Here is a 20,564-nt window from a genome sequence, read left to right on the forward strand (position 1 = left end):
ATGGCGAAGAAGAAGGTCTGGAAGGCGCGGGCACAGAAGCTGCGCTCCAAGGTCAGGAAACTTGAAGACAGGCTGGTCGCGGCCGCGCATTCCGTCGCGCCCGGCACGAAGAAGGCCAATCCGGTTTCGCCCCTTGCGCCCGCGGCCTTTCCCGCGCTGCCGCCCATCGACGGGGTGGAATTCGCCGCGGCCGCCGCCGGCGTGCGCTATGCCGGGCGGACCGATGTGATGCTTGCGCGGCTTGCGCCCGGCACCACGATCGCCGGGGCGTTCACGCGCTCGTCCACGCGGGCGGCCTGCGTGCTGGATTGCCAGACCAAGCTGAAGGCGAAGGTGCCGCAGGATGCCGGAGCTGCGATCATCGTCAACTCGGGCAATGCCAACGCCTTTACCGGCGCGGGCGGCCAAAGCGCGGTGGATGCCGTGACCGGCGCAGTGGCCGAAGCGCTTGGCGTGCCGGCCACGCGCGTCTTCTCGTCCTCGACCGGCGTGATCGGCGAGCCGCTTCCCCATGAGAAGATCACCGCCGCGATCGGCGGGCTGACGGCCGGGCTCGATGCCGGCGCGATCGAGATGGCCGCCCGCGCGATCATGACGACCGACACCTTCCCCAAAGGTGCGTGGGCCGAGATCGAGGGCGTGGGCGGGCCGATCCGCATTGCCGGGATCGCCAAGGGCTCTGGCATGATCGCCCCCGACATGGCGACGATGCTTGTCTATATCTTCACCGATGCGAAGATCGCCGCGCCCATGCTGCAAAAGTTGCTTTCGCGGCAGGTCGACGATACGTTCAACGCGATCACGGTCGACAGCGATACCTCGACCTCGGACGCGCTGATCCTGGCGGCAACCGGGCGCAGCCCCGCGGCCGAAATCTCGGATCTGCGTTCCAGGCCCGCACGGGATTTCGAAGCCGCGCTGCGTGGCGTGATGATGGACCTGGCCCATCAGGTCGTGAAGGACGGCGAAGGCGCCACCAAGTTCGTCGAGATCCGCGTGACCGGGGCGGCCGATGCCGCCGACGCCCATCGGGTGGCGATGGCAGTGGCCAATTCGCCGCTGGTCAAGACCGCGATCGCCGGGCAGGACGCGAACTGGGGCCGCGTCGTGGCCGCGGTCGGCAAATCCGGCGCCAGGGCAGACCGTGACCGGCTGAAGATCAGTTTCGGCGACATGGTCCTGGCCGAGAATGGCTGGCGCGTGCCCGATTACGACGAAGCTGCCGCCTCGGCCTACATGAAGCAGCAAGAACTGGTGATCGGCGTGGACCTGGGCCTTGGCAGCGCGGCGAAATCGGTCTGGACCTGCGATCTGACGCATCGCTACATCGACATCAACGCGGATTACCGGTCTTGAAAACCGTCCTGGTTTCCGCCGTTGCGCTGATCGACCCCGACGGGCGCGTGCTTCTGGCGCAGCGCCCCGAGGGCAAGTCGATGGCCGGGCTGTGGGAATTTCCGGGCGGCAAGGTGGAACCCGGCGAAACGCCCGAGCTTGCCCTGATCCGCGAGCTTCAGGAGGAACTGGGGATCGACACCTGGGCATCGTGCCTGGCACCGCTGACCTTTGCCAGCCACAGTTATGACGATTTCCACCTGCTGATGCCGCTGTTCGCCTGCCGGAAATGGAATGGAATCATCACCCCGCGCGAGGGTCAGAAGCTGGCATGGGCAAGGGCCAATGAGCTGCGCAACTACCCGATGCCGCCCGCGGATGTGCCCCTGATCCCCATCTTGCGGGACTGGCTTTAAGAATATTGCGACAATCCGCTCATATCTTTCGCATTGTGCCAAAAATAATTGCCATTTGTAAATCATTTGGCACTATCCAAACGGGGAGAGCGCCTTGGGAGGATATGGCATGCTTCGAACAATCGTTATCGGCTCTTGCGTGTCCATTCAGGGCATTTTCGAGACGCAGCTGGAAAACGGCAAGATCGTCGTAAGAGTGGGAAGTTCGCTGTTCACCGGCACGCCGGTCAGCAAAAAGGCCGCCTGACAGCAGGCGGCCCTTTGCGTCGATGCCGGGGGCCGTTGCGGCCCCCGTTTTCTTACAGGCTGCGTTCGACCTCTTCGCGCTCGAAGATCTCGATCACGTCGCCCGGGCGAACGTCGTCGTAATTCTCGAACGCCATGCCGCATTCCTGACCGGACTGCACTTCCTTGACCTCGTCCTTGAAGCGCTTGAGCGTCTTGAGCGTACCTTCGTGGATGACCACGTTGTCGCGCAGAAGGCGCACGCCGGCGGAGCGGCGGGCAACGCCCTCGGTGACAATGCAGCCGGCAACCTTGCCCACGCCCGACACCTTGAACACTTCCTTGATCTCGGCATAGCCGATGAAGTTCTCGCGCACTTCGGCCTTCAGCAGGCCCGAGGCGGCGGCTTTGATGTCATCGACCAGATCGTAGATGATCGAGTAGTAGCGGATCTCGACCCCCTTCTGGTTGGCCGAGGCCCGCGCCGGCGCATTGGCCCGCACGTTGAAGCCGATCACCGGCGCCCCCGATGCCTCGGCCAGGCCGATATCGGATTCGGTGATCGCGCCAACGCCCGAATGCAGCACGCGCACGCGCACCTCTTCGTTGCCGACCTTTTCCAGCGCCTGCACGATCGCCTCGGCCGAGCCCTGCACGTCGGCCTTCACCAGAACCGGCAGTTCCGCCACGTTCTCGTCGGCCTTAGCGCGCGCCATGAGCTGTTCCAGCGTGGTCGCGGCACCGGCGGCGGCGCGCTTGTCCTTGGCCGCCTGTTCGCGGTAATCGGCGATCTCGCGCGCCTGGGCCTCGGTCTCGACCACGTTCAGCACGTCGCCCGCTTCGGGCGTGCCGTTCAGGCCCAGAACCTCGACCGGAACCGAGGGCGCGGCGCTTTCGACGCGGTCGCCCCGGTCGTTGATCAGCGCGCGGACCTTGCCCCATTTCTCGCCGACGACGAAGATGTCGCCCTGCTTGAGCGTGCCGTTCTGCACCAAAACCGTCGCCACCGGGCCACGGCCTACATCCAGCTTGGCCTCGATCACGGCGCCTTGGGCGGCACGTTCGGGGTTGGCCTTCAGCTCAAGGATCTCGGCCTGAAGCGCGATGGCTTCCAGAAGCTCGTCCAGCCCCTTGCCGGTCTTGGCGGACACCTCGACATCCTGCACGTCGCCCGACATCGCCTCGACCACGACCTCGTGCTGAAGCAGGTCGGTGCGCACCTTTTGCGGGTTCGCATCGGGCTTGTCGCATTTGTTGATCGCCACGATCATCGGCACGTTGGCCGCCTTGGCGTGGTTGATCGCCTCGATCGTCTGCGGCATCACCGCATCGTCCGCGGCAACCACCAGCACAACGATATCGGTGACTTGCGCACCGCGGGCACGCATCGAGGTGAAGGCCGCGTGGCCGGGCGTGTCGAGGAAGGTCAGAACCGCGCCGCTTTCCGTCGTCACCTGATAGGCGCCGATATGCTGCGTGATCCCGCCCGCTTCGCCCGAGACGACATTGGCGTGACGGATCGCATCCAGAAGCGAGGTCTTGCCGTGGTCGACATGGCCCATGATCGTGATGATCGGCGGGCGCGACTTCAGATCCTCGGGCTTGTCCTCGACGCTGTCGATGACCTGCTCCACGTCGGCATCCGAGACGCGCACGGCCTTATGGCCGAATTCCTCGATCACCAGCTCGGCCGTGTCGGCATCAAGCGATTGGTTCGCGGTGACCATCATGCCCATCTTCATCAGCACCTTGACCACGTCGGCGGCGCGTTCGGCCATCCGGTTGGCAAGCTCGGACACCACGATGGTTTCGGGCAGCTGCACGTCGCGCACCTGCTTTTCGGCCCGCTGACCGCCGCCCATCGCCTTCTGGCGGGCGCGCTCCTGCTTGCGCTTCATCGCGGCGAGGCTGCGCTGACGGCCGCCTTCGCCACCGCTCAGCGCCTCGGTCAGGCTCAGCTTGCCGGTGCGGCGGCCTTCGTCGCCCTTGCCCTTGCCGCGCGAATCGCGGTCGGGGCTGCCGCGGTCGGCGCGGTCACGGTCGGTCTTGCGCGGGCCGACCGACGCCACGCCCTTGGTCTCGGCGCGCGCGGCCGCGGCCTCGGCGGCGGCCGGGTCGGCGGCAGGCTCGGCGCCGGCCGGGGATTTGCGGATCTCTTCTTTCTTCTGGGCGCGCAGCTCGGCCTCGCGGGCCTTGCGCTCGTCTTCCTCGGCCTTCAGGCGCAGCGCTTCCTCGCGTTCGCGGTCTTCGCGCTCTTTCGCCTCGATCTCGGCGCGGCGGCGCTCGCGTTCCTCCTCGCGGGCCTTTTCCTCGGCCTCGCGGGCGGCGGCCTCGTCGGCCTCGCGCGCCTTGGCGGCCTGAAGCGCCTTCAGGCGGCGCTCCATCTCGGCATCCGAGATCCCGGCCGGGCGCTTCGACGGATCGCCCATCGCAGGGCCACCCGCCCCGCCGCCCTTGGCCGTGCCGCTGCCCGGCTTGGGCACGACAACCTTCTTGCGCTTGGTCTCGACCACAACACTCTTGGTGCGGCCGTGGGAGAAGCTTTGCTTCACCTGACCGGGACGCGCGCCGCCAAGGCCCAGGGGTTTTTTGCCGTCAGTATCGCTCATGCCGTCTTCGTATCCTTCCCGGCGGTCTTGCCGCCGTCCTGCTTGCGCAAACCCGCAAGCCTTGCCGCTTCGCTTATAACACGCGGGGTGAGTCCGCCAGCCGCAAGCGCGCCGTGTATCGCATGATCGCGGCCGAAAGCCAAACCCAATTCCGCCGAGGTCAGGCAGCCGAACCAGCGCCCCCCCTCGGGGGTCCAGAGCTTGCCCTTTCCGCGGTCCGACCCGTCCGAGGCCTGCAACAGAACCCTGGCGCGGCCCTCGGCCAGCCAGCCCTTCACCTTTTCGAACCCGACCACCGCGCGGCCGGACTTGCGCACCAGTGACACAAGCTCCACCACGCGCTGCGCCAGCCCCCGCTCGACCATGCCGGGCAGGTCTTCGGGGATCTGCACCGGGGCCTTCGCGGCCCGCGCGAACAGCCCCTTCGCCGCGGCCTTTGCGATCAGGTCGCGGTCGGCCGTGACCCAGATCCCCCGCCCCGGCAGCTTTTCCGCCAGGTCGGGATAAAGCGCCCCGTCGGGGCCCACGACAAAGCGCACAAGCCCCGCCTTGGGCTGCACGTCACCCGTGACGATGCAGCGCCGCTCGGGCTCTTGCCTGTCCTTGTCGCGTCCCCCACGGGTCATGCGTCACACCTCGCCGGGGCTCAGGCCCCGGTCTCCTCTTCGCCCGCGTCCTCTTCGTCATCGGCGGCGGGGTTCAGTTCCGACGGATCGACCCAGCCAAGCTGGATCCGCGCCGTCATGATCAGCGTCTGCGCTTCCTCGAGGCTCATGTCGAACTTCTCGAGGATGCCATCGTCCTTCACGCGCGCGCCGTCGACCGTGGTCCAGCCACCGGCCAGTTCCCAGTCGGCGCAGGTTGCGAAATCCTCAAGCGTCTTGACGCCGTCATTGGCAAGCGCCTCGAGCATCTGCGGGGTCAGCCCGTCGAAGTCGATCAGCGACTGCTCCACGCCAAGGGCAAGCGCCGCCTCCATCGCCTTGCGGTTCTGCTCTTCGATGAAATCGCGCGCGCGGGCCTGAAGTTCCTGCGCGGTGCCTTCGTCGACACCCTCGATCGCCAGAAGCTCGTCGATATCGACATAGGCGACCTCTTCAAGCGAGGTGAAGCCCTCGGCCACCAGAAGCTGGGCGAAGAACTCGTCCAGGTCCAGCGCATCGACGAACAGCTTGGTGCGTTCGGCGAATTCGGCCTGGCGGCGGCTCGATTCCTCGGCCTCGGTCAGGATGTCGATATCAAGGCCCGTCAGCTGGCTGGCAAGGCGCACGTTCTGGCCGCGCCGCCCGATGGCAAGCGAAAGCTGCTCGTCGGGGACCACGACCTCGATCTTGCCGGCCTCTTCGTCGATCACGACCTTGGAAACCTCGGCCGGTTGCAGCGCGTTCACAAGGAAGGTCGCCTGGTCCTCGTTCCACGGGATGATGTCGATCTTCTCGCCCTGAAGCTCGCCCACGACGGCCTGGACACGGCTGCCGCGCATGCCGACGCAGGCACCGACCGGGTCGATCGAGTTGTCATAGCTGATCACCGCGATCTTGGCGCGGCTGCCCGGATCGCGGGCCACGGCCTTGATCTCGATGATGCCGTCATAGATCTCGGGCACTTCCATCTTGAACAGTTCCGCCATGAATTGCGGATCGGTGCGCGACAGGAAGACCTGCGGGCCGCGGGCCTCGCGGCGCACATCCTTGATATAGGCGCGGATGCGGTCGTTCGGGCGATAGCTTTCGCGGCCGATCTTCTCGTTGCGGCGCAGGATCGCCTCGCCGCGGCCGATATCGACGATGATGTTGCCGTATTCCTCGCGCTTGACGACACCGTTGATGATGCTGCCCTTGCGGTCCTTGAATTCGTCATACTGGCGGTCACGCTCGGCCTCGCGGACCTTCTGAAGGATCACCTGCTTGGCCGATTGCGCGGCGATCCGGCCCAGATCGACGGGGGGCACCTCGTCCACGATCTCGTCGCCGACCTGCGGGTTCTCCAGATACTGGCGCGCCTGTTCGGCGGTCAGCTGGGCCTGATAGTTCTCGACCTCGTCATCGGCAACCACGGTGCGCACGCGGGTAAAGGTGGCGCGGCCTGTCTTGCGGTCGATCGCCACGCGGATATCCATCTCGGAGCCGTAGCGCGACTTCGCGGCACGGGCGAGGCTGTCCTCCATCGCCTGGATCACCAGCTCCGGGTCGATCATCTTCTCGCGCGCAACCGCCTCTGCGGTCTGCAACAGTTCAAGCTGGTTGGCAGAGGTGATTGCCATGGGTTTCAAGCCTCCTCGGGATCGGGGGAATCTGTTTCGGTTTCAATGGTGTCGAACTTGTCTTCGTCGATGATGCCCGCGGCCTTCCGCTGGCGCAGCATTTCGGTGATCAGATCGTCGGTCAGCACCAGCTTGGCATCCGACAGCCAGTCGAAATCCAGACCGATCACGACCATCTCGCCGTCATTCTCGATCTCGATCAGCACGTCGTTGTTCTCGGTGCCACGCAGCACGCCCTTGAAGCGCTTGCGCCCGTCGATCTGTTCGGATGTCTCCAGCTTGGCTTCGTAATCCTGCCAGGCATCGAAATCCTTCAGCCGCGTCAGCGGCCGGTCGATCCCGGGCGAGGAAACCTCGAGGTTGTAATTCTCCTCGATCGGATCCTCGACATCCAGAACCGCCGAAACCGCGGTCGAGATCGCGGCGCAATCGTCGACATCGATCCCGCCTTCGGGACGGTCGGCCATGATCTGCAAGGTCGCGGTCTTGCCGCCCATCAGCCGGATGCGCACAAGCTCGAACCCCAGCCCTTCGATGGCGGGGGTCACAATCTCGGCAAGGCGCCGGTCGATCGCGGTCTTGGCGATCAGGTCGCTCATCGGTGCGGTCCTTCAAAACAAAAAAACGGGCGCTGCGGCCCGTTGAACTTTCCGGTGGGCCGCAGGTTTGGACCCTGCGAACGCCGCTGTTGAGTGGCATATAGGACAAAGCCGCCCCGATGGCAAGGGCTCAGGACGGGGCCAGCACCCGGACACGGTAATCGCCGAAATACAGGTCCACCTCTTCGGGATAGTCCTCTTCCCAGGGCAGCGGATCGCCCCAGATCCGCCGCCCGGCAAGGTCGAAGATACCCGGCCCCCGGGTGGGCCAGGTCTTGATCCCGCCGCTGTCCCGGATCTGGATCTCGCCGCCGCAGACATGGCGCACCCCGGTCGAAACCGGCAGTTGCCGGGGGGTTTGGTCCGGCTCCTGCCCGTCGATCACGGTCACGAAAGTGCCGCCGCAGCGCAGGCACAGGCCCACCCGGTCGGGGGCAAGGCAGGTTCGTGCGGCAAAGTCGAACCGCACATCGGGAAAGTTCTCGCATTCCGCGGCGAACCGCTCCGGGTCTTCGTCAATCTGGCGTTTGTAAAAGTCGGCCCACCAGAGCATCCGTGTGCGACAGCGTTCCATCGGAGGGCGACCGATGATGGTGATGTGGTTGCAGCCATGGCAATAGCCAACCGCCGTCAGCATGGGGAAGACCCGGTTTTCGCCATCGCACCAGAACCATTCACGGCTGGCGCTGCTGACAAAAAGATGCTCATCGCAGCCCGTGCAGGCCACGCGTTCGAAATGTCCGCTCATGGGGTATTTATCCTTCCGCTACAGGCGGGAATTATAGCAAAAGGCAGCGATCCGGGCAAATCTGCGGGGTCAAAAACAGGCCGCAAGCACTTGTTTTTACGATGTAATAAAAGTTTGAAAATCAGATGAAAAATATGCGGCGTGTCAGCCTCGCAACCCGTTCATCGCGCCGACGAGGGCCGCCGTGATCCCCGGTTCCGACAGCGCGTGGCCCGCCGCCGGCACCATGCGCAGCTGTGCCCGCGTCCAGCCCTGCGCCAGTCTCCACGCCGAGACCGGCGGGCAGATCATGTCCAGCCGGCCCTGCACGATCGTCGCGGGGATATGCTCGATCCGGTGCCTCTCGCGCAGGATCTGCCCGTCGTCCTCAAGGAAGACGCCATTGTGGAAATAGTGGTTCTCGAGGCGCGCGAAGGCCCGCGCGTAATCGGCCGGCGCCTCGCCGGGCGGGCCGTCGAACTCCACGCTCGCCAGGGCGTTTTCCCAATGCGCCCAGTGGCGGGCATGGCGCGCCTCGGTCGCATAGTCGCCGCTGAACAGGCGCCGGTGATAGGCGCCGATCAGGTCGCCGCGCTCGTCCTCGGGGATGGGATGCAGGAAATTCGCCCACAGATCGGGATAGAACCCGCCCGCACCGCCGGCATAGAACCAGTCAAGCTCGGACCGGGTCGCAAGGAAAACGCCGCGCAGGACCAGGTTTTCCACCCGCGCGGGATGGGCCTGCGCATAAAGCAGCGCCAGCGTCGCGCCCCAGCTTCCGCCGAAGACGATCCACGATGCGATGCCAAGGACGGCCCGGATCCGCTCGATATCGCCCACCAGGTGCCATGTGGTATTGTGCTCCACGCTGGCATGGGGGCGCGACAGGCCGCAGCCGCGCTGGTCGAACAGGATGACGCGGTAATGCGCCGGGTCGAAATAACGCCGCATCGCGGGGCTGCATCCGCCGCCCGGCCCGCCATGCAGCACCACCACGGGCCGGCCTTGCGGATGGCCCGACTGCTCGACATAAAGCCGGTGCCCGTCGCCCACATCCAGCATGCGCTGATCGAAGGGTTCGATCGGCGGGTAAAGAAAGGCGCCGGATGTGCGCTTTTGCCCTGCGGTTCTGTCCATGACCGAACTATATAACGGGAAACGGGCGCCCGCCACGTCTTGCGCGCGCGCAAAAGCGAGGATTGCGATGGAAAATGCAACGAACACCGTCGATCCGGCCGAAGTGGCCAAATTCGAGGCAATGGCCGCCGAGTGGTGGGACCCGAACGGCAAGTTCCGGCCGCTCCACATGCTCAATCCCTGCCGGCTGGACTATATCACCGGCCAGATCGCGGCGCAGTTCGGCCGCGACCTGAAGGCGCCGCGCCCGTTCGAGGGGCTGCGGATCCTCGATATCGGCTGCGGTGGCGGGCTTTTGTCCGAACCGATGGCGCGGCTGGGCGCCGAGGTGACCGGCGCCGACGCCGCCGAACGCAATATCCCCGTGGCGCGGCTGCATGCCGAACAATCGGGCCTCGGGATCGACTATCGCCATACCACGGCCGAAGCGATCGCCGCCGCGGGCGAAAGCTATGATGTCGTGCTGAACATGGAAGTCATCGAACATGTCGCGGACCCCCAGGGCTTTGCCACCACCTGCCACGACCTGCTGAAACCCGGCGGGCTGATGATCTGCTCGACCCTGAACCGCAATGCCAAAAGCTACCTCATGGCTATCATCGGCGCAGAGCATGTGATGCGCTGGCTGCCGCGCGGCACCCATGACTGGACCAGGTTCATCACGCCTGACGAGCTTTACGTTCTGATTCGCACCGCAGGCCTCGACCCGGTCGACCGCAAGGGGATGGTCTTCAATCCCGTCTCCTGGCGCTGGTCCCTGTCGGATCGGGATCTGTCGGTGAACTACGTCACCGCCAGCATCCGCCGCTAGGGCTTCACCTTTGCAAAAATATCCCCCGCGGAGCGTCCCGCGGCAAGCCACAGGAGCCTCCGGCGGGGATATTTGAACGAAGATGAAAGCAGTTCAGCTGTCTTCGAGACGGGCGCGCAGTTCACGCAAGACCGGCAGCGCGGCGCGCACCTTTTCGGGGCCGATGTCGCGCACGATGTCGGCGATGACGGGCATGAATGCCGCAAGGGCGGCATCGCGCGCCGCGCGGCCTGCCGGGCTGATCGACACGAATTTGCGCCGCGCGTCGTCCCAATCGGGACGGATATGCACATGGCCCGCCCAGACCAGCTTGGAAAGCGTGTTCGTCATGGCGCCGCGGGTGATGTGGAAGGTGGCGGCAAGCTGCGCAGGCGTGCGTTCCTCGTTGATATGCGCTAGGTGATTCAGAACCGAGAAATGCGAGATTTCCATCCCCTTGGGAAGGGCGCGGCTGACACGGTTCCGGGCAAGCTGATCGGCCATGAACACTTCGGCGAAAAGCGATGCGGCAAGGGGATCGAGGGTCTCGTTCATGGTCCTGTAAACTCCCTGTCATGCGACAGCGAGGGCACGCGGGCGCGCGCCTCGTCCACCCGGCGCAGGTCGAGATCGACAAGCGTCACGCCCGGCGCCATCCCCGCATCGGCCAGCACCTCGCCCCAGGGGGCCACGGCAAGGCTGTGGCCATGGGTCCGGCGCGGGCGCCCCGCATGCGCGGCATGGGTGCCGCATTGCGCAGGTGCCAGCACGAAGCAGCCATTCTCGATCGCGCGGGCGCGCAGAAGGCTTTCCCAATGCGCGGCGCCCGTGGTGTCGTTGAAGGCCGCCGGGACGGTCAGGATCTGCGCGCCGCCCCTGGCCAGCCGTCGGAACAACTGGGGGAAGCGCAGGTCGTAACAGACGCTCAGCCCGATCCGCGCGAAGGGCGTTTGCGCAAGAACCGCCTTTGAGCCGGGGCGGTATCCATCGGATTCGCGGTATTTCTCGGTCGGGGAAACATCCACGTCGAACATGTGGATCTTGTCGTAGCGCGCGACGATCTCGCCGGCCGGGCCGATCAGGAAAGAGCGGTTGGCAAAGCGGCCATCCGCATCGCCGGTCTTCAGCGCCAGCGATCCGATCAAGAGCCAGATCCCCAGCCTTTCGGCCTCGGCCCGCAGCGCGGCAAGGGTGGGATCGGTTTCCTCGAGGTGCAGCGCCGCCTGCTGATGTGCGCGGTCCGAGGACAGGATATTCGTGCATTCGGGGGTAAGGACAAAGCCCGCGCCCCCGGCCGCGGCCGCCCGCACCAGATCGAGGGTGACCGGCAGGTTCGCCGCCGGATCGTCGGACACCGAAAGCTGGACCAGCGCCGCGATCATGACCTAGGCCGCCAGCATCGGATCAAGCTTGCCCGCGCGGTCGAGGGCATGCAGATCGTCGCAGCCACCGACATGTTCGCCGCCGATAAAGATCTGCGGCACGCTGCGCCGCCCGCCCGCGCGTTGCGTCATCGCGGCCCGCAGGGCCGGATCGGCGCCCACGTCGATTTCCTCGTAGGGGGCGCCCTTGCTGGACAGCAAGGCCTTGGCGGCGATGCAGAACGGGCAGGTGCGGGTGGTATAGATCTCGATGCGTTTCATGGTGATCCCTTCCGTCGTCCGCGACTATAGGGATTTAGGCGTCCTTCGCAACGCGCGCCAGCACCAGAACCGAAACAGTTGACGCACCGGCATCGAGGCACGCCTCGGCCGCGGCGGCCAGCGTGGCGCCCGAGGTCATCACGTCATCGACCAGCAGCACGGGCCGCCCCGCGACAAGCGCCGCGCGGCGGGGATGCACCCGGATCGCACCCGCGAGATTGGCAAACCGTGCGGACCGGTCGCGCCCCTCCTGGCTGGGGGTGGCGCGGCGGCGTTGCAGCAGATCGGCGCACCCCGTCAGGCCGGCCCGCCGCGCAAGCGCCTGCGAGAGCAGGGCCGACTGGTTGTAGCGCCGGCGCAGCAGCCGGAAACGATGCAGCGGCACCGGCGCCACCACCATGTCGGGGCGCAGAAGCGGCGCGGCGGCCCGGTGCAGCCAGCCCGCCATCGGCCCCACCAGATCCAGCCTGTCGCCATGTTTCAGCGCCAGCACCATCCGGCGCGCGCTGTCACGATAAAGAAGCGCCGCGCGCCCCTGCGCCCAGGGGCGCGGCATCGCCAGGCAATCGTCGCACAGGTCGCCCTGGCCATCGGCCTCGCCGGGCAGGGGGCTGCCGCAGGCATCGCAGACATGGCCCGCGATGAAGGGCGTTTCGCGCCAGCAGGCACCGCACAGGCCGAAATCGTCGTCGACCGCGCCGCCGCAGGCGATGCAGCGCGGCGGAAATATCAGGCGCAGGGCCGCGCGCAATCCCGCTGGTATCCCCGCCCAAAGCGCCTTAGTCTGTGCCCTTGCCATGACATCGCCCCCTATTCTGACCGACCGCCCCGCCCTTCTTCGCCACCGCGCCCGTGCCCTGCGTGCCGGACCGGAGCTGTTCTTGCACGAGGACGCGGCCCTTGAGCTTGAAGAGAGGCTCAACGAGGTTAACAGAACGTTTACGGCGCCCGCGATCGTGGCCGCTTTTCCCGAACCGTGGCGCCGGCTGCTGCCCGGGGCGCGGGTGGTGGCCGATGACGAGGTGCTGGCGCTGGAACCCGGCGCGCATGATCTGGTGGTGCATGCCCTTTGCCTGCACTGGGCCAATGATCCGGTCGGACAGATCGTTCAGGCCGCGCGTGCGCTGCGCCCCGACGGGCTTTTCATCGCGGTGATGTTCGGCGGCCAGACGCTGAACGAGCTGCGCGCCGCCCTGGCCGAGGCCGAGGTGGCGGTGACCGGCGGGCTGTCGCCCCGCGTCCTGCCCATGGCGGAGATCCGCGATCTGGGCGGCCTGCTGCAACGCGCGGGCCTTGCGCTGCCCGTCGCCGACAGCGTCCTGCGCCGGGTCAGCTATGCCGGACCGGCACGGCTTCTGGCCGATCTACGCGCCATGGGCGAGGCCAACGCCCTTGCCGGGCGCCGCCGCGGCTATACCCGCCGCGCGGTTCTTGCCGATGCGATGCGCCGCTATGCCGAGGCCTATGGCGATGCCGAAGGCCGGGTTCCGGCCTCGTTCGACATGATATGGCTGACCGGCTGGAAGCCGCATGAAAGCCAGCAAAAGCCCCTGCGCCCCGGATCTGCCGTGGCGCGGCTGGCCGATGCGCTTGGCGCGGCGCAGCCCCCCGACGAAAAGTCGTGAAACGGCCCGGCTGCACAACGCCGCATTGACCCTTGGGCAAAACGCGTTAATTCGGGGCAGGACCGATCGACAGAAAATCGACAGAAACAGGACAGGACGCACAATGCCCAAGGACAGCACGAACCCTCGCCTTGCCCATGCCCCGGCCGATCACCCGCCGGTTCCGCGCGCCAGGGTCGGGTTGCTGATCGCCAATCTGGGCACGCCCGATGCCACCGATTACTGGTCGATGCGGCGCTACCTGAGCGAATTTCTCAGCGACAAGCGGGTGATCGACTATCCGGCATGGAAGTGGCAGCCGCTGCTGCAACTGATCATCCTGAGCAAGCGCCCCTTCACCTCGGGCGCGAATTACAAGCTGATCTGGAACGCGGAGGCCGATGAAAGCCCCCTCATGACCATCACCAAGAAACAACTGGCCAAGCTGCGCACCGCCGTCGGTGCGCGTTACGGCGCCGATGTCATGGTCGAGTTCTGCATGCGCTACGGCAACCCCTCGACCCGGTCGGTGGTGGACCGCATGGTGCGTGAGGGCTGCGAGAAGATCCTGTTCCTGCCGCTTTACCCGCAATATGCGGGCGCCACCTCGGCCACGGCGAACGATCAGTTCTTCCGCGCGCTGATGGCGCAAAAGCGCCAGCCCGCCGCCCGCGTGGCCCCGGAATATTTCGAGCGCCCGTCCTATATCGACGCGCTCGCGCAATCGGTGGAGCGGGTCTATGCCGGGCTTGAGACGAAGCCCGACGTTCTTGTCGCCTCGTATCACGGGATGCCGAAACGCTATCTGATGGAGGGCGATCCCTATCACTGCCAGTGCCAGAAGACCTCGCGCCTGCTGCGCGAGCGGCTTGGCTGGGAAGCGGGTGCGATCGACACGACCTTCCAGTCGGTCTTTGGAACCGAGGAATGGCTGCGGCCCTATACGGTGGAGCATGTGGCCGAACTGGCGAAGGCGGGCAAGAAGAACATCGCCGTGATCTCGCCCGCGTTCAGCGCCGATTGCATCGAGACCCTCGAAGAGATCAACGGAGAGATCCGCGAGGCCTTCGAGCATGCCGGGGGGGAGAGCTTCACCTATATCCCCTGCCTGAACGACGACGATGCGCATATCGCCGCGCTGATGGAAGTGGTCGAAGAGAATTTCGCGGGCTGGCTGAAGTAGGGGGCGCAAGGGGGGCGCTGCCCCCGTCGCCTGGCGGCGACTCCCCCGGGATATTTCCGCAAAGGTGAGGGGCCGGAAAAGAGAAAGGGCAGGCACGGGGCCTGCCCTTGTCATCGGGTCGATCCGGCCGGAGCGCGGGTCAGATCAGCAGGACCTGGGTGCCGACCTTCGAGAGGGCGAACAGTTCCTTGATATGTTCGTTGTAAAGGCCGATGCAGCCGTTCGAGGATTTGCGGCCGATCTTGCGCGTGTCGTGGGTGCCGTGGATCCGGTAATATTGCCACGACAGGTAGAGCGCATGCGTTCCCATCGGGTTATCGGGTCCGGCGGGGACGAAATCGGGCCATTCCGGGTTGCGCTTCTTCATTGCAGGGGTCGGCGCCCAGGTGGGGCCTTCGACCTTGCGGATCACCTCGGTCCGGCCGCGGCGGGTGAGATCTTCGGAAAGCGGTACCGAGGTGGGGTAGAGCTTGTAGACCGACTGATCCTCGGACCAGAAATGCAGCGCGCGCGAGATGGTATCCACCAGGATCGCGCCGTTGCGCGTATCGGCAAAGAACGGGCGCCAGTCCAGCGAGCGGAAGCTGGAGATGTTACGGCGCATGTTGGTGTTGGCGGTGTCCTCGTGGGTCTCGAGCCCGGCATCGAGCGTGTTCTGGGCAAGCGCGGGCATGGCAAGGCCCGCGCCGAACATGGCGGCCGTTCCCATGAACGCCCGCCGGTTCAGGGGCTTTAGCACATCGGTCATATCATCCACTCCATCCGATCCGGTCTTTGCCAGAGTTGCGCGCACAGATATTGCGCGAGCGCCGCAGGTGCAAATCAAACCGATGTCATCAGGGGTTTTCACGCAACTGTTGGTTTGCGGCCACGGGTGTTAGGTTGTATGGGACTGTCGAAATCAGCACAGGTGACCAATCATGCTTCGCGTCAAAGGATTGATCTTGCTCAGCGTTCTTGCGCTTTCGGCCTGCGAGCCGACCCAGCCGCAGGTCGGGCCGGACGGAATGCCGCTGCCGCAGGTCTACAAGATCCGGCCGGGCGACGCGGACAAGATCGCCTATCGCGTGCTTGATTCGGTCAACAGCCTGCGTTCGGCGCGCGCCACGCCGCCGCTGACGCTGAACGCGCAGCTGAACGCCGCCGCCGCCGCGCATTCGCGCGACATGGCCGCGCAGAACCGGCCGTGGCATTTCGGCTCTGACGGCTCGTCGCCCTATGACCGTGCACAGCGGGCGGGTTATATGGGCCAGGTGCTGGGCGAGAATATCTCGGAGACCTACGAGACCGAGACCGAGACCCTGTCGGCATGGATGGGGCTTGCCGATACGCGCGATGTCATCCTGAACCCGCAGGCGCGCGACCTGGGCTTTTCGTGGTATCAGGAACCCTCGGGAAAGATCTGGTGGACGATGCTGACGGGCGGCTGAAGACGGCCCGCCCGCGTGATGCAAAAGGGGCCCCATGGGCCCCTTTTTCGTGACCCTCAGGGGAAGATGAAGATCGGGGTATGGTCGCCGACCATGGCGTAGATCTCTTCGATCTCCTTGTCCTTCACGGCGATGCAGCCCGCGGTCCAGTCCTTGCCGCGCCCCTTGTTCTTGCGTGCGCGCCCATGGATGAAGATGTCGCCGCCGGGTTTCTTGCCCATCGATTCCGCATAGGCGCTGTCGGCCTCGTTCGGATAGGAGATGCCGATCGACAGGTGATAGGCGCTGTTGCCGTTGCGCCGGTCGATATAATAAAGGCCCTCGGGCGTCTTGCCGTCGCCCTCGAACTGCTTGTGGCCGACGGGGTTTCCCCCCAGCCCGATCTTGTAGGTCTTGAGCACCTTCGTGCCGGAAAGCAGATACATTCGCCGCTTTGCCTTGTGCACCTGCACCTGTGTGACCGTCGGCCCCTTGTAGCTGCGGAATTTCGATTTTGCGCTGTCGCCGCATGCGCCCAGAAATGCCAACCCGCCAAGCGCGGCGCCGGCCATCAGGATCGATCTGCGTGTCTGCATGTCACTGCCCGTTCTTCATGACGTGTTTTGTGATTCAGATACCGCAACCGCGCGTCCGGCGCCAGAGATTGCGTATCACTCGGCACGGTCCTGCAAGCGGGTCTCGATCTGGCGCAGGCGGCGCAGAACCTCGTCTCGGTAGGCATCGGTGCGGGCGTTTTCCTCGGCGTGATGGGCGTCCTGCATCGAGTTCACGATAAGGCCCACGACAAGGTTCACCACCGCGAAAGTGGTGATCAGGATGAAGGGCACGAAGAAGCCCCAGGCCAGGGGATAGACCTCCATCACCGGGCGCACGATCCCCATGGACCAGCTTTCCAGCGTCATGATCTGAAAGAGCGAATAGGCCGAGCGTCCAAGCGTGCCGAACCATTCGGGAAAGGCCGTGCCGAACAGCTTGGTCGCCATGACCGCGCCGATATAGAAGATGATCCCCATCAGAAGGAACACGCTGGCCATGCCGGGCAGCGCGCTGATGAAACCCTCGACCACCCGGCGCAGGCGCGGGGCAACCGAAATCACCCGCAAGAGCCTGAGCACGCGCAGCGCCCGCAGCACCGACACGCTTTGCGCACCGGGCACCAGCGCAAGGCCAACGATCAGAAAATCAAAGACATTCCAGCCCGAGCGGAAGAAGCGCGGCCCGCGCGCGACCAGCTTTGCCGCGATCTCGAGGACGAAGACGGCAAGGCAGGCCAGATCGAGCGCGCGGATCACCACGCCGAAATGCGCCATCACCGGGGCCGAGGTTTCCAACCCGAGGATCACCGCGTTGAACAGGATCACGCCGAGGATCGCGTAGCGCACTTTCGGTTGTTCGATCCACTGGCCAAGCTGTTCGCGCATGTTCCTGCCGTCCCTGTCTGCAATCCGCCTCAGCGCGGGATATGGGGCAGGCGAAAGCGGGCGACAAGCTCGACATGCGCCGACCAGCGGAACTGGTCGACGACGCGCACCCAGTCCAGGACGTAGCTGGCCCCGGCCAGCACGCGGGCGTCGCGCGCGAAGGTGACGGGATTGCACGATACATAGGCCAGAAGCGGCACCTGCGACCGGGCGATCTGGGCCACCTGCGCCTCGGCGCCCGCGCGCGGCGGGTCGATCACGATTGCGTCATATCCGGCCAGCTCGTCGGGCAGAAGCGGGCGGCGGAAAAGATCGCGTGCCTCGGTTCCAAGATGTTTCAGGCCGCTTGTGGCGCGCCAGGCCTGATCCATCGCCGCGACCATCGCCGCCTCGCCCTCGACGGCATGGACCTCGGCGGTTTCGGCCAGTGCAAGCGCGAAGGTGCCCGCGCCCGCGAACAGATCGGCCACCCGCGCGGGTGCCCCGATCGCCGCGCGTACCCCGGCCAGAAGTGCGGCTTCGCCATCGGCCGTGGCCTGAAGAAAGGCGCCGGCGGGCGGGACCACATGGGCGCGGCCGAATTGCTGCGCGGCGGGGCGGCGCGCGGCCACGGTTTCGCCGTTCCAGCTCAGCCGCGCCAGATCGTGACTGCGGGCCAGACCGGCCAGGGCCTCGAAAAGGGCGGGGTCGTCGGGCTTCTTGCCGCCCTGTGCCGCGACATCGAGGCCCGCCTCCGACAGGGTCAGGGTGAAGGCGACCTCTCCCTTCCGGCTGGCGCCAAGCGCGGTTGCGGCATGGAGCGCGGGCAGCGCCGCCATCAGTTCGGGGCGCAGGATCAGGCAGTCGGCAATCTCGATCACCGTGCCCGAGGCGCGTGCGTGGAAACCGACCAGCGTACCCTTCTTGGTGCGCCGCCCGGCAAGCGTCGCGCGCCGCCGCGACCGGGGCGGAGAGGTCTCGACCGCCGCGACCGGCGCCTCAAGCCCCTGCCCGGCAAGCGCGACCCGCACCACATCGGCCTTCCAGCCCGCCACGAAATCATCCGAGGCATGTTGCAGGGCGCAGCCCCCGCAGGCGCGGTAATGCGCGCAGGGCGGGCGCACCCGCGCGGCAGAGGGCGTCACGATCCGCGGCGCCTCGATCCGGCCGCCCGCGATTTCGCCCTCGACCTCTTCGCCCGGCAGGGCCATGGCAACATGCACCCTGCCCTCGGGGCCAGTGGCCACCCCGTCGGCATGCAGCGAAAGCCGGTCGATTGTCAGGCGCATTGGTTGATCCTGTTCTGTCTGCCGCCCCGATTTAGCCGCCTGGTTGCCGCAGGCAAGGCCCGGATGTCACTCGGCCGCCTCGGCCTTGTCCTCATCGGTGCCCAGAAAGCCGCCCGACTGGCGGTTCCAGTAGCGCGTGTAAAGCCCGTTGAGGGCCAGCAGCTCGGCATGGCTGCCCTGTTCCACGATGCGGCCCTCGTCCATCACGACGATGCGGTCCATCTCGGCGATGGTCGACAGCCGGTGCGCGATAGCCAGCACCGTCTTGCCCGCCATGATGCGATGCAGCGCCTCCTGGATCGCGGCCTCGACCTCACTGTCGAGCGCGCTTGTCGCCTCGTCCAGCACAAGGATCGGGGCGTCCTTCAGGAAGGCGCGCGCAAGCGCGATGCGCTGCCGCTGCCCGCCCGACAGCTTCACTCCGCGCTCACCCAGGGCGGCTTCATAGCCGCGCTTTCCGGTATGATCCTGCAAGGTTTCGATGAAGCCATGCGCCTCGGCGGCCCGTGCGGCGGCGATCATGTCCTCTTCGGTGGCATCGGGGCGGCCGTAAAGGATGTTCTCGCGCGCCGAGCGGTTGAACATCGCGGTTTCCTGCGTGACCATGCCGATCTGGCGGCGCAGGCTTTCCTGCGTGACCTGCCGCAGATCGGTGCCGTCGATCAGAACGCGCCCCTTCTCGGTGTCGTAAAGCCGCAGCAAAAGCGCCACCAGCGTGGATTTGCCCGCGCCCGAGGCCCCGACGATCCCCAGCCGTTCGCCCGGACGGATCGTCAGGTCGATATCCGACACGCCCCCGGCCTGGCGGCCATAGGCGAAGGAGACGTGATCGAAGCGGATCTCTCCGGTCACGCGCGGCAACTCGCCGGCATCGGGCGTATCGACCAGCGCATGGGGCGGTGCAAGCGTGCGCATGCCGTCCTCGACCTCGCCGATGGACCCCCAGATGCCCATCAGCGACATCGACACCCAGCCCGACATCTGCGCGATGCGGATGGCAACGGCACCCGCCGCCGCGATATCGCCCACCGTGGCCGCGCCGCGCTGCCACATCAGGATCGCGCCGCCGATCAGGATGACCGGCAAAAGCCCCGAAAACGCCATCTGCGCCAGCCGATACCAGGTGGAGGTCACGCCGAAGGCGCGCGCCTTGTCGCGGAATCGCCCCATCGCGCCAAGCGCCGCGCGATCCTCATGCGCGGCATGGGCGAACAGCTTGACCGTCTTGATGTTGGTGATCGTGTCGACGACCTGTCCCGTCACCATGGCCCGCGCCGAGGCCCGGTCGGCCGCGCGCCCGCGCACCCTGGGCAGGAACCAGCGGATCAGCGCCAGATAGGCGATCAGCCAGACCGAAAGCGCAAGCGCGCCCCAGATGTCGATCCCCACCAGAAGCGCGACCGATCCCACGATCGAGGCAAGCGCGAAGGTCGCGGTGTTGATGATCTCGCTGGCCACGTCGGTGACGGCGCGGGCCGTCTGCATCTGCTTCTGCGCGATCCGCCCGGCGAAATCGTTGTCGAAGAAGGTGACGGCCTGGCCCATCGTCCAGCGGTGCAGCCGCGACAGCACCAGCGGCATCACGTTAGGATTGATCAGCAGGTTCGACGCCGCCGAGGAAAGGCCGAACACCAAGGGCCGCAACAGCAGGTAGAACCCCGCAAACCCCAGCATGAGCGGCCAGTTGTCGGCAAAGACCCGCCCCGGATCCGAGGCCACGGCCGCGTCGATCACCAGCCCCAGAAGCCAGGCCGAGATCACCTCCATCGAGCCTGCAAGCGCCGACAGCCCGCCCGACAGCCACATCGCTGGCCAGGCACCCGCCAGACACCAGCGGAAAAAGGCACCAAGGCGTTGCGGCGGCGCCCCCTTGGCAGGGCGAAAGGCATCGATCATGGAAAACTCGCTTTCAGC

General features: G+C 66.1%; 22 protein-coding genes. 7 read left to right on the plus strand and 15 right to left on the minus strand.

Going from position 1 to position 20,564, the window contains the following annotated elements; genetic code table 11:
• From argJ to AC4PTO_RS15895, 3 genes are all read left to right on the plus strand, one after another.
• On the plus strand, positions 1 to 1,356 hold the full coding sequence (gene argJ, locus AC4PTO_RS15885; protein ID WP_492730117.1) for a bifunctional glutamate N-acetyltransferase/amino-acid acetyltransferase ArgJ: 1,356 nt from the start codon (positions 1 to 3) through the stop codon (positions 1,354 to 1,356).
• Positions 1,353 to 1,751, plus strand: coding sequence for an 8-oxo-dGTP diphosphatase MutT (gene mutT / locus AC4PTO_RS15890; RefSeq protein WP_492730119.1), 399 nt, complete (start codon positions 1,353 to 1,355; stop codon positions 1,749 to 1,751). The genes argJ and mutT overlap by 4 nt, the downstream gene beginning before the upstream one ends.
• A gap of 109 nt (positions 1,752 to 1,860) precedes the next feature.
• Positions 1,861 to 1,998, plus strand: a complete 138-nt coding sequence (locus tag AC4PTO_RS15895) for a hypothetical protein (protein ID WP_492730121.1) — start codon at positions 1,861 to 1,863, stop codon at positions 1,996 to 1,998.
• Between the two features lie 52 nt (positions 1,999 to 2,050).
• On the opposite strand, the gene infB is transcribed toward AC4PTO_RS15895, so the two are convergent.
• The 6 genes from infB to pip all read right to left on the minus strand — a co-directional run bounded on the left by infB (position 2,051) and on the right by pip (position 9,311).
• Positions 2,051 to 4,585, minus strand: coding sequence for a translation initiation factor IF-2 (infB, locus tag AC4PTO_RS15900; RefSeq protein ID WP_492730123.1), 2,535 nt, complete (start codon positions 4,583 to 4,585; stop codon positions 2,051 to 2,053).
• Positions 4,582 to 5,211: an RNA-binding protein gene (locus AC4PTO_RS15905; protein ID WP_492730125.1), complete on the minus strand. Its 630-nt coding sequence runs from the start codon at positions 5,209 to 5,211 to the stop codon at positions 4,582 to 4,584. Before AC4PTO_RS15905 ends, infB begins: the two co-directional genes overlap by 4 nt.
• 20 nt (positions 5,212 to 5,231) lie before the next feature.
• Positions 5,232 to 6,848, minus strand: a complete 1,617-nt coding sequence (gene nusA / locus AC4PTO_RS15910) for a transcription termination factor NusA (RefSeq protein WP_492730127.1) — start codon at positions 6,846 to 6,848, stop codon at positions 5,232 to 5,234.
• A gap of 5 nt (positions 6,849 to 6,853) precedes the next feature.
• On the minus strand, positions 6,854 to 7,447 hold the full coding sequence (gene rimP, locus AC4PTO_RS15915; protein WP_492730129.1) for a ribosome maturation factor RimP: 594 nt from the start codon (positions 7,445 to 7,447) through the stop codon (positions 6,854 to 6,856).
• 130 nt (positions 7,448 to 7,577) lie between these two features.
• Complete coding sequence (locus AC4PTO_RS15920) at positions 7,578 to 8,195, minus strand: hypothetical protein (protein WP_492730131.1); 618 nt, start codon at positions 8,193 to 8,195, stop codon at positions 7,578 to 7,580.
• Positions 8,196 to 8,339: 144 nt separating this feature from the next.
• Positions 8,340 to 9,311, minus strand: coding sequence for a prolyl aminopeptidase (pip, locus tag AC4PTO_RS15925; protein WP_492730133.1), 972 nt, complete (start codon positions 9,309 to 9,311; stop codon positions 8,340 to 8,342).
• A gap of 67 nt (positions 9,312 to 9,378) precedes the next feature.
• Between pip and ubiG the strand changes: the two genes are divergently transcribed.
• Positions 9,379 to 10,122 (plus strand): bifunctional 2-polyprenyl-6-hydroxyphenol methylase/3-demethylubiquinol 3-O-methyltransferase UbiG, encoded by a 744-nt coding sequence (gene ubiG / locus AC4PTO_RS15930; protein WP_492730135.1) that lies wholly within the window; start codon positions 9,379 to 9,381, stop codon positions 10,120 to 10,122.
• Between the two features lie 93 nt (positions 10,123 to 10,215).
• Here ubiG and AC4PTO_RS15935 read toward each other — a convergent pair whose 3' ends face one another.
• The 4 genes from AC4PTO_RS15935 to AC4PTO_RS15950 are packed head-to-tail and all read right to left on the minus strand — an operon-like array spanning position 10,216 to position 12,543.
• On the minus strand, positions 10,216 to 10,656 hold the full coding sequence (locus AC4PTO_RS15935) for a MarR family winged helix-turn-helix transcriptional regulator (RefSeq protein WP_492730137.1): 441 nt from the start codon (positions 10,654 to 10,656) through the stop codon (positions 10,216 to 10,218).
• Complete coding sequence (locus AC4PTO_RS15940) at positions 10,653 to 11,483, minus strand: carbon-nitrogen hydrolase family protein (RefSeq protein ID WP_492730139.1); 831 nt, start codon at positions 11,481 to 11,483, stop codon at positions 10,653 to 10,655. The genes AC4PTO_RS15935 and AC4PTO_RS15940 overlap by 4 nt, the downstream gene beginning before the upstream one ends.
• 3 nt (positions 11,484 to 11,486) lie before the next feature.
• Positions 11,487 to 11,744, minus strand: a complete 258-nt coding sequence (gene grxC / locus AC4PTO_RS15945; protein WP_492730141.1) for a glutaredoxin 3 — start codon at positions 11,742 to 11,744, stop codon at positions 11,487 to 11,489.
• 34 nt (positions 11,745 to 11,778) lie between these two features.
• Complete coding sequence (locus tag AC4PTO_RS15950) at positions 11,779 to 12,543, minus strand: double zinc ribbon domain-containing protein (RefSeq protein WP_492730144.1); 765 nt, start codon at positions 12,541 to 12,543, stop codon at positions 11,779 to 11,781.
• On the opposite strand from AC4PTO_RS15950, the gene AC4PTO_RS15955 reads away from it, so the two are divergent.
• Positions 12,542 to 13,369, plus strand: a complete 828-nt coding sequence (locus AC4PTO_RS15955; RefSeq protein ID WP_492730146.1) for a methyltransferase domain-containing protein — start codon at positions 12,542 to 12,544, stop codon at positions 13,367 to 13,369. The two genes, AC4PTO_RS15950 and AC4PTO_RS15955, sit on opposite strands and share 2 nt — an antisense overlap.
• A 103-nt stretch (positions 13,370 to 13,472) precedes the next feature.
• A complete protein-coding gene (hemH, locus tag AC4PTO_RS15960; RefSeq protein ID WP_492730148.1) occupies positions 13,473 to 14,531 on the plus strand; it encodes a ferrochelatase in 1,059 nt (352 codons plus the stop codon).
• Positions 14,532 to 14,670: 139 nt separating this feature from the next.
• On the opposite strand, the gene AC4PTO_RS15965 is transcribed toward hemH, so the two are convergent.
• Positions 14,671 to 15,279 (minus strand): L,D-transpeptidase, encoded by a 609-nt coding sequence (locus AC4PTO_RS15965; RefSeq protein ID WP_492730150.1) that lies wholly within the window; start codon positions 15,277 to 15,279, stop codon positions 14,671 to 14,673.
• Between the two features lie 172 nt (positions 15,280 to 15,451).
• Between AC4PTO_RS15965 and dalA the strand changes: the two genes are divergently transcribed.
• Positions 15,452 to 15,961 carry a divisome-associated lipoprotein DalA gene (gene dalA / locus AC4PTO_RS15970; protein WP_492730152.1) on the plus strand — a complete coding sequence of 170 codons (510 nt, stop codon included), beginning with the start codon at positions 15,452 to 15,454 and terminating at the stop codon, positions 15,959 to 15,961.
• Between the two features lie 56 nt (positions 15,962 to 16,017).
• Here dalA and AC4PTO_RS15975 read toward each other — a convergent pair whose 3' ends face one another.
• The 4 genes from AC4PTO_RS15975 to AC4PTO_RS15990 all read right to left on the minus strand — a co-directional run bounded on the left by AC4PTO_RS15975 (position 16,018) and on the right by AC4PTO_RS15990 (position 20,546).
• Positions 16,018 to 16,536, minus strand: coding sequence for a L,D-transpeptidase family protein (locus tag AC4PTO_RS15975; RefSeq protein WP_492730154.1), 519 nt, complete (start codon positions 16,534 to 16,536; stop codon positions 16,018 to 16,020).
• 75 nt (positions 16,537 to 16,611) lie between these two features.
• Positions 16,612 to 17,382 (minus strand): ion transporter, encoded by a 771-nt coding sequence (locus tag AC4PTO_RS15980; RefSeq protein ID WP_492730156.1) that lies wholly within the window; start codon positions 17,380 to 17,382, stop codon positions 16,612 to 16,614.
• 29 nt (positions 17,383 to 17,411) lie between these two features.
• Positions 17,412 to 18,650, minus strand: coding sequence for a class I SAM-dependent RNA methyltransferase (locus AC4PTO_RS15985; RefSeq protein ID WP_492730158.1), 1,239 nt, complete (start codon positions 18,648 to 18,650; stop codon positions 17,412 to 17,414).
• A gap of 66 nt (positions 18,651 to 18,716) precedes the next feature.
• Entirely contained in the window at positions 18,717 to 20,546 is a 1,830-nt protein-coding gene (locus AC4PTO_RS15990) for an ABC transporter ATP-binding protein (protein WP_492730160.1), read from the minus strand.
• Positions 20,547 to 20,564 lie beyond the last annotated feature (18 nt).

The sequence above is a fragment of the Rhodobacter maritimus genome (assembly GCF_058747975.1).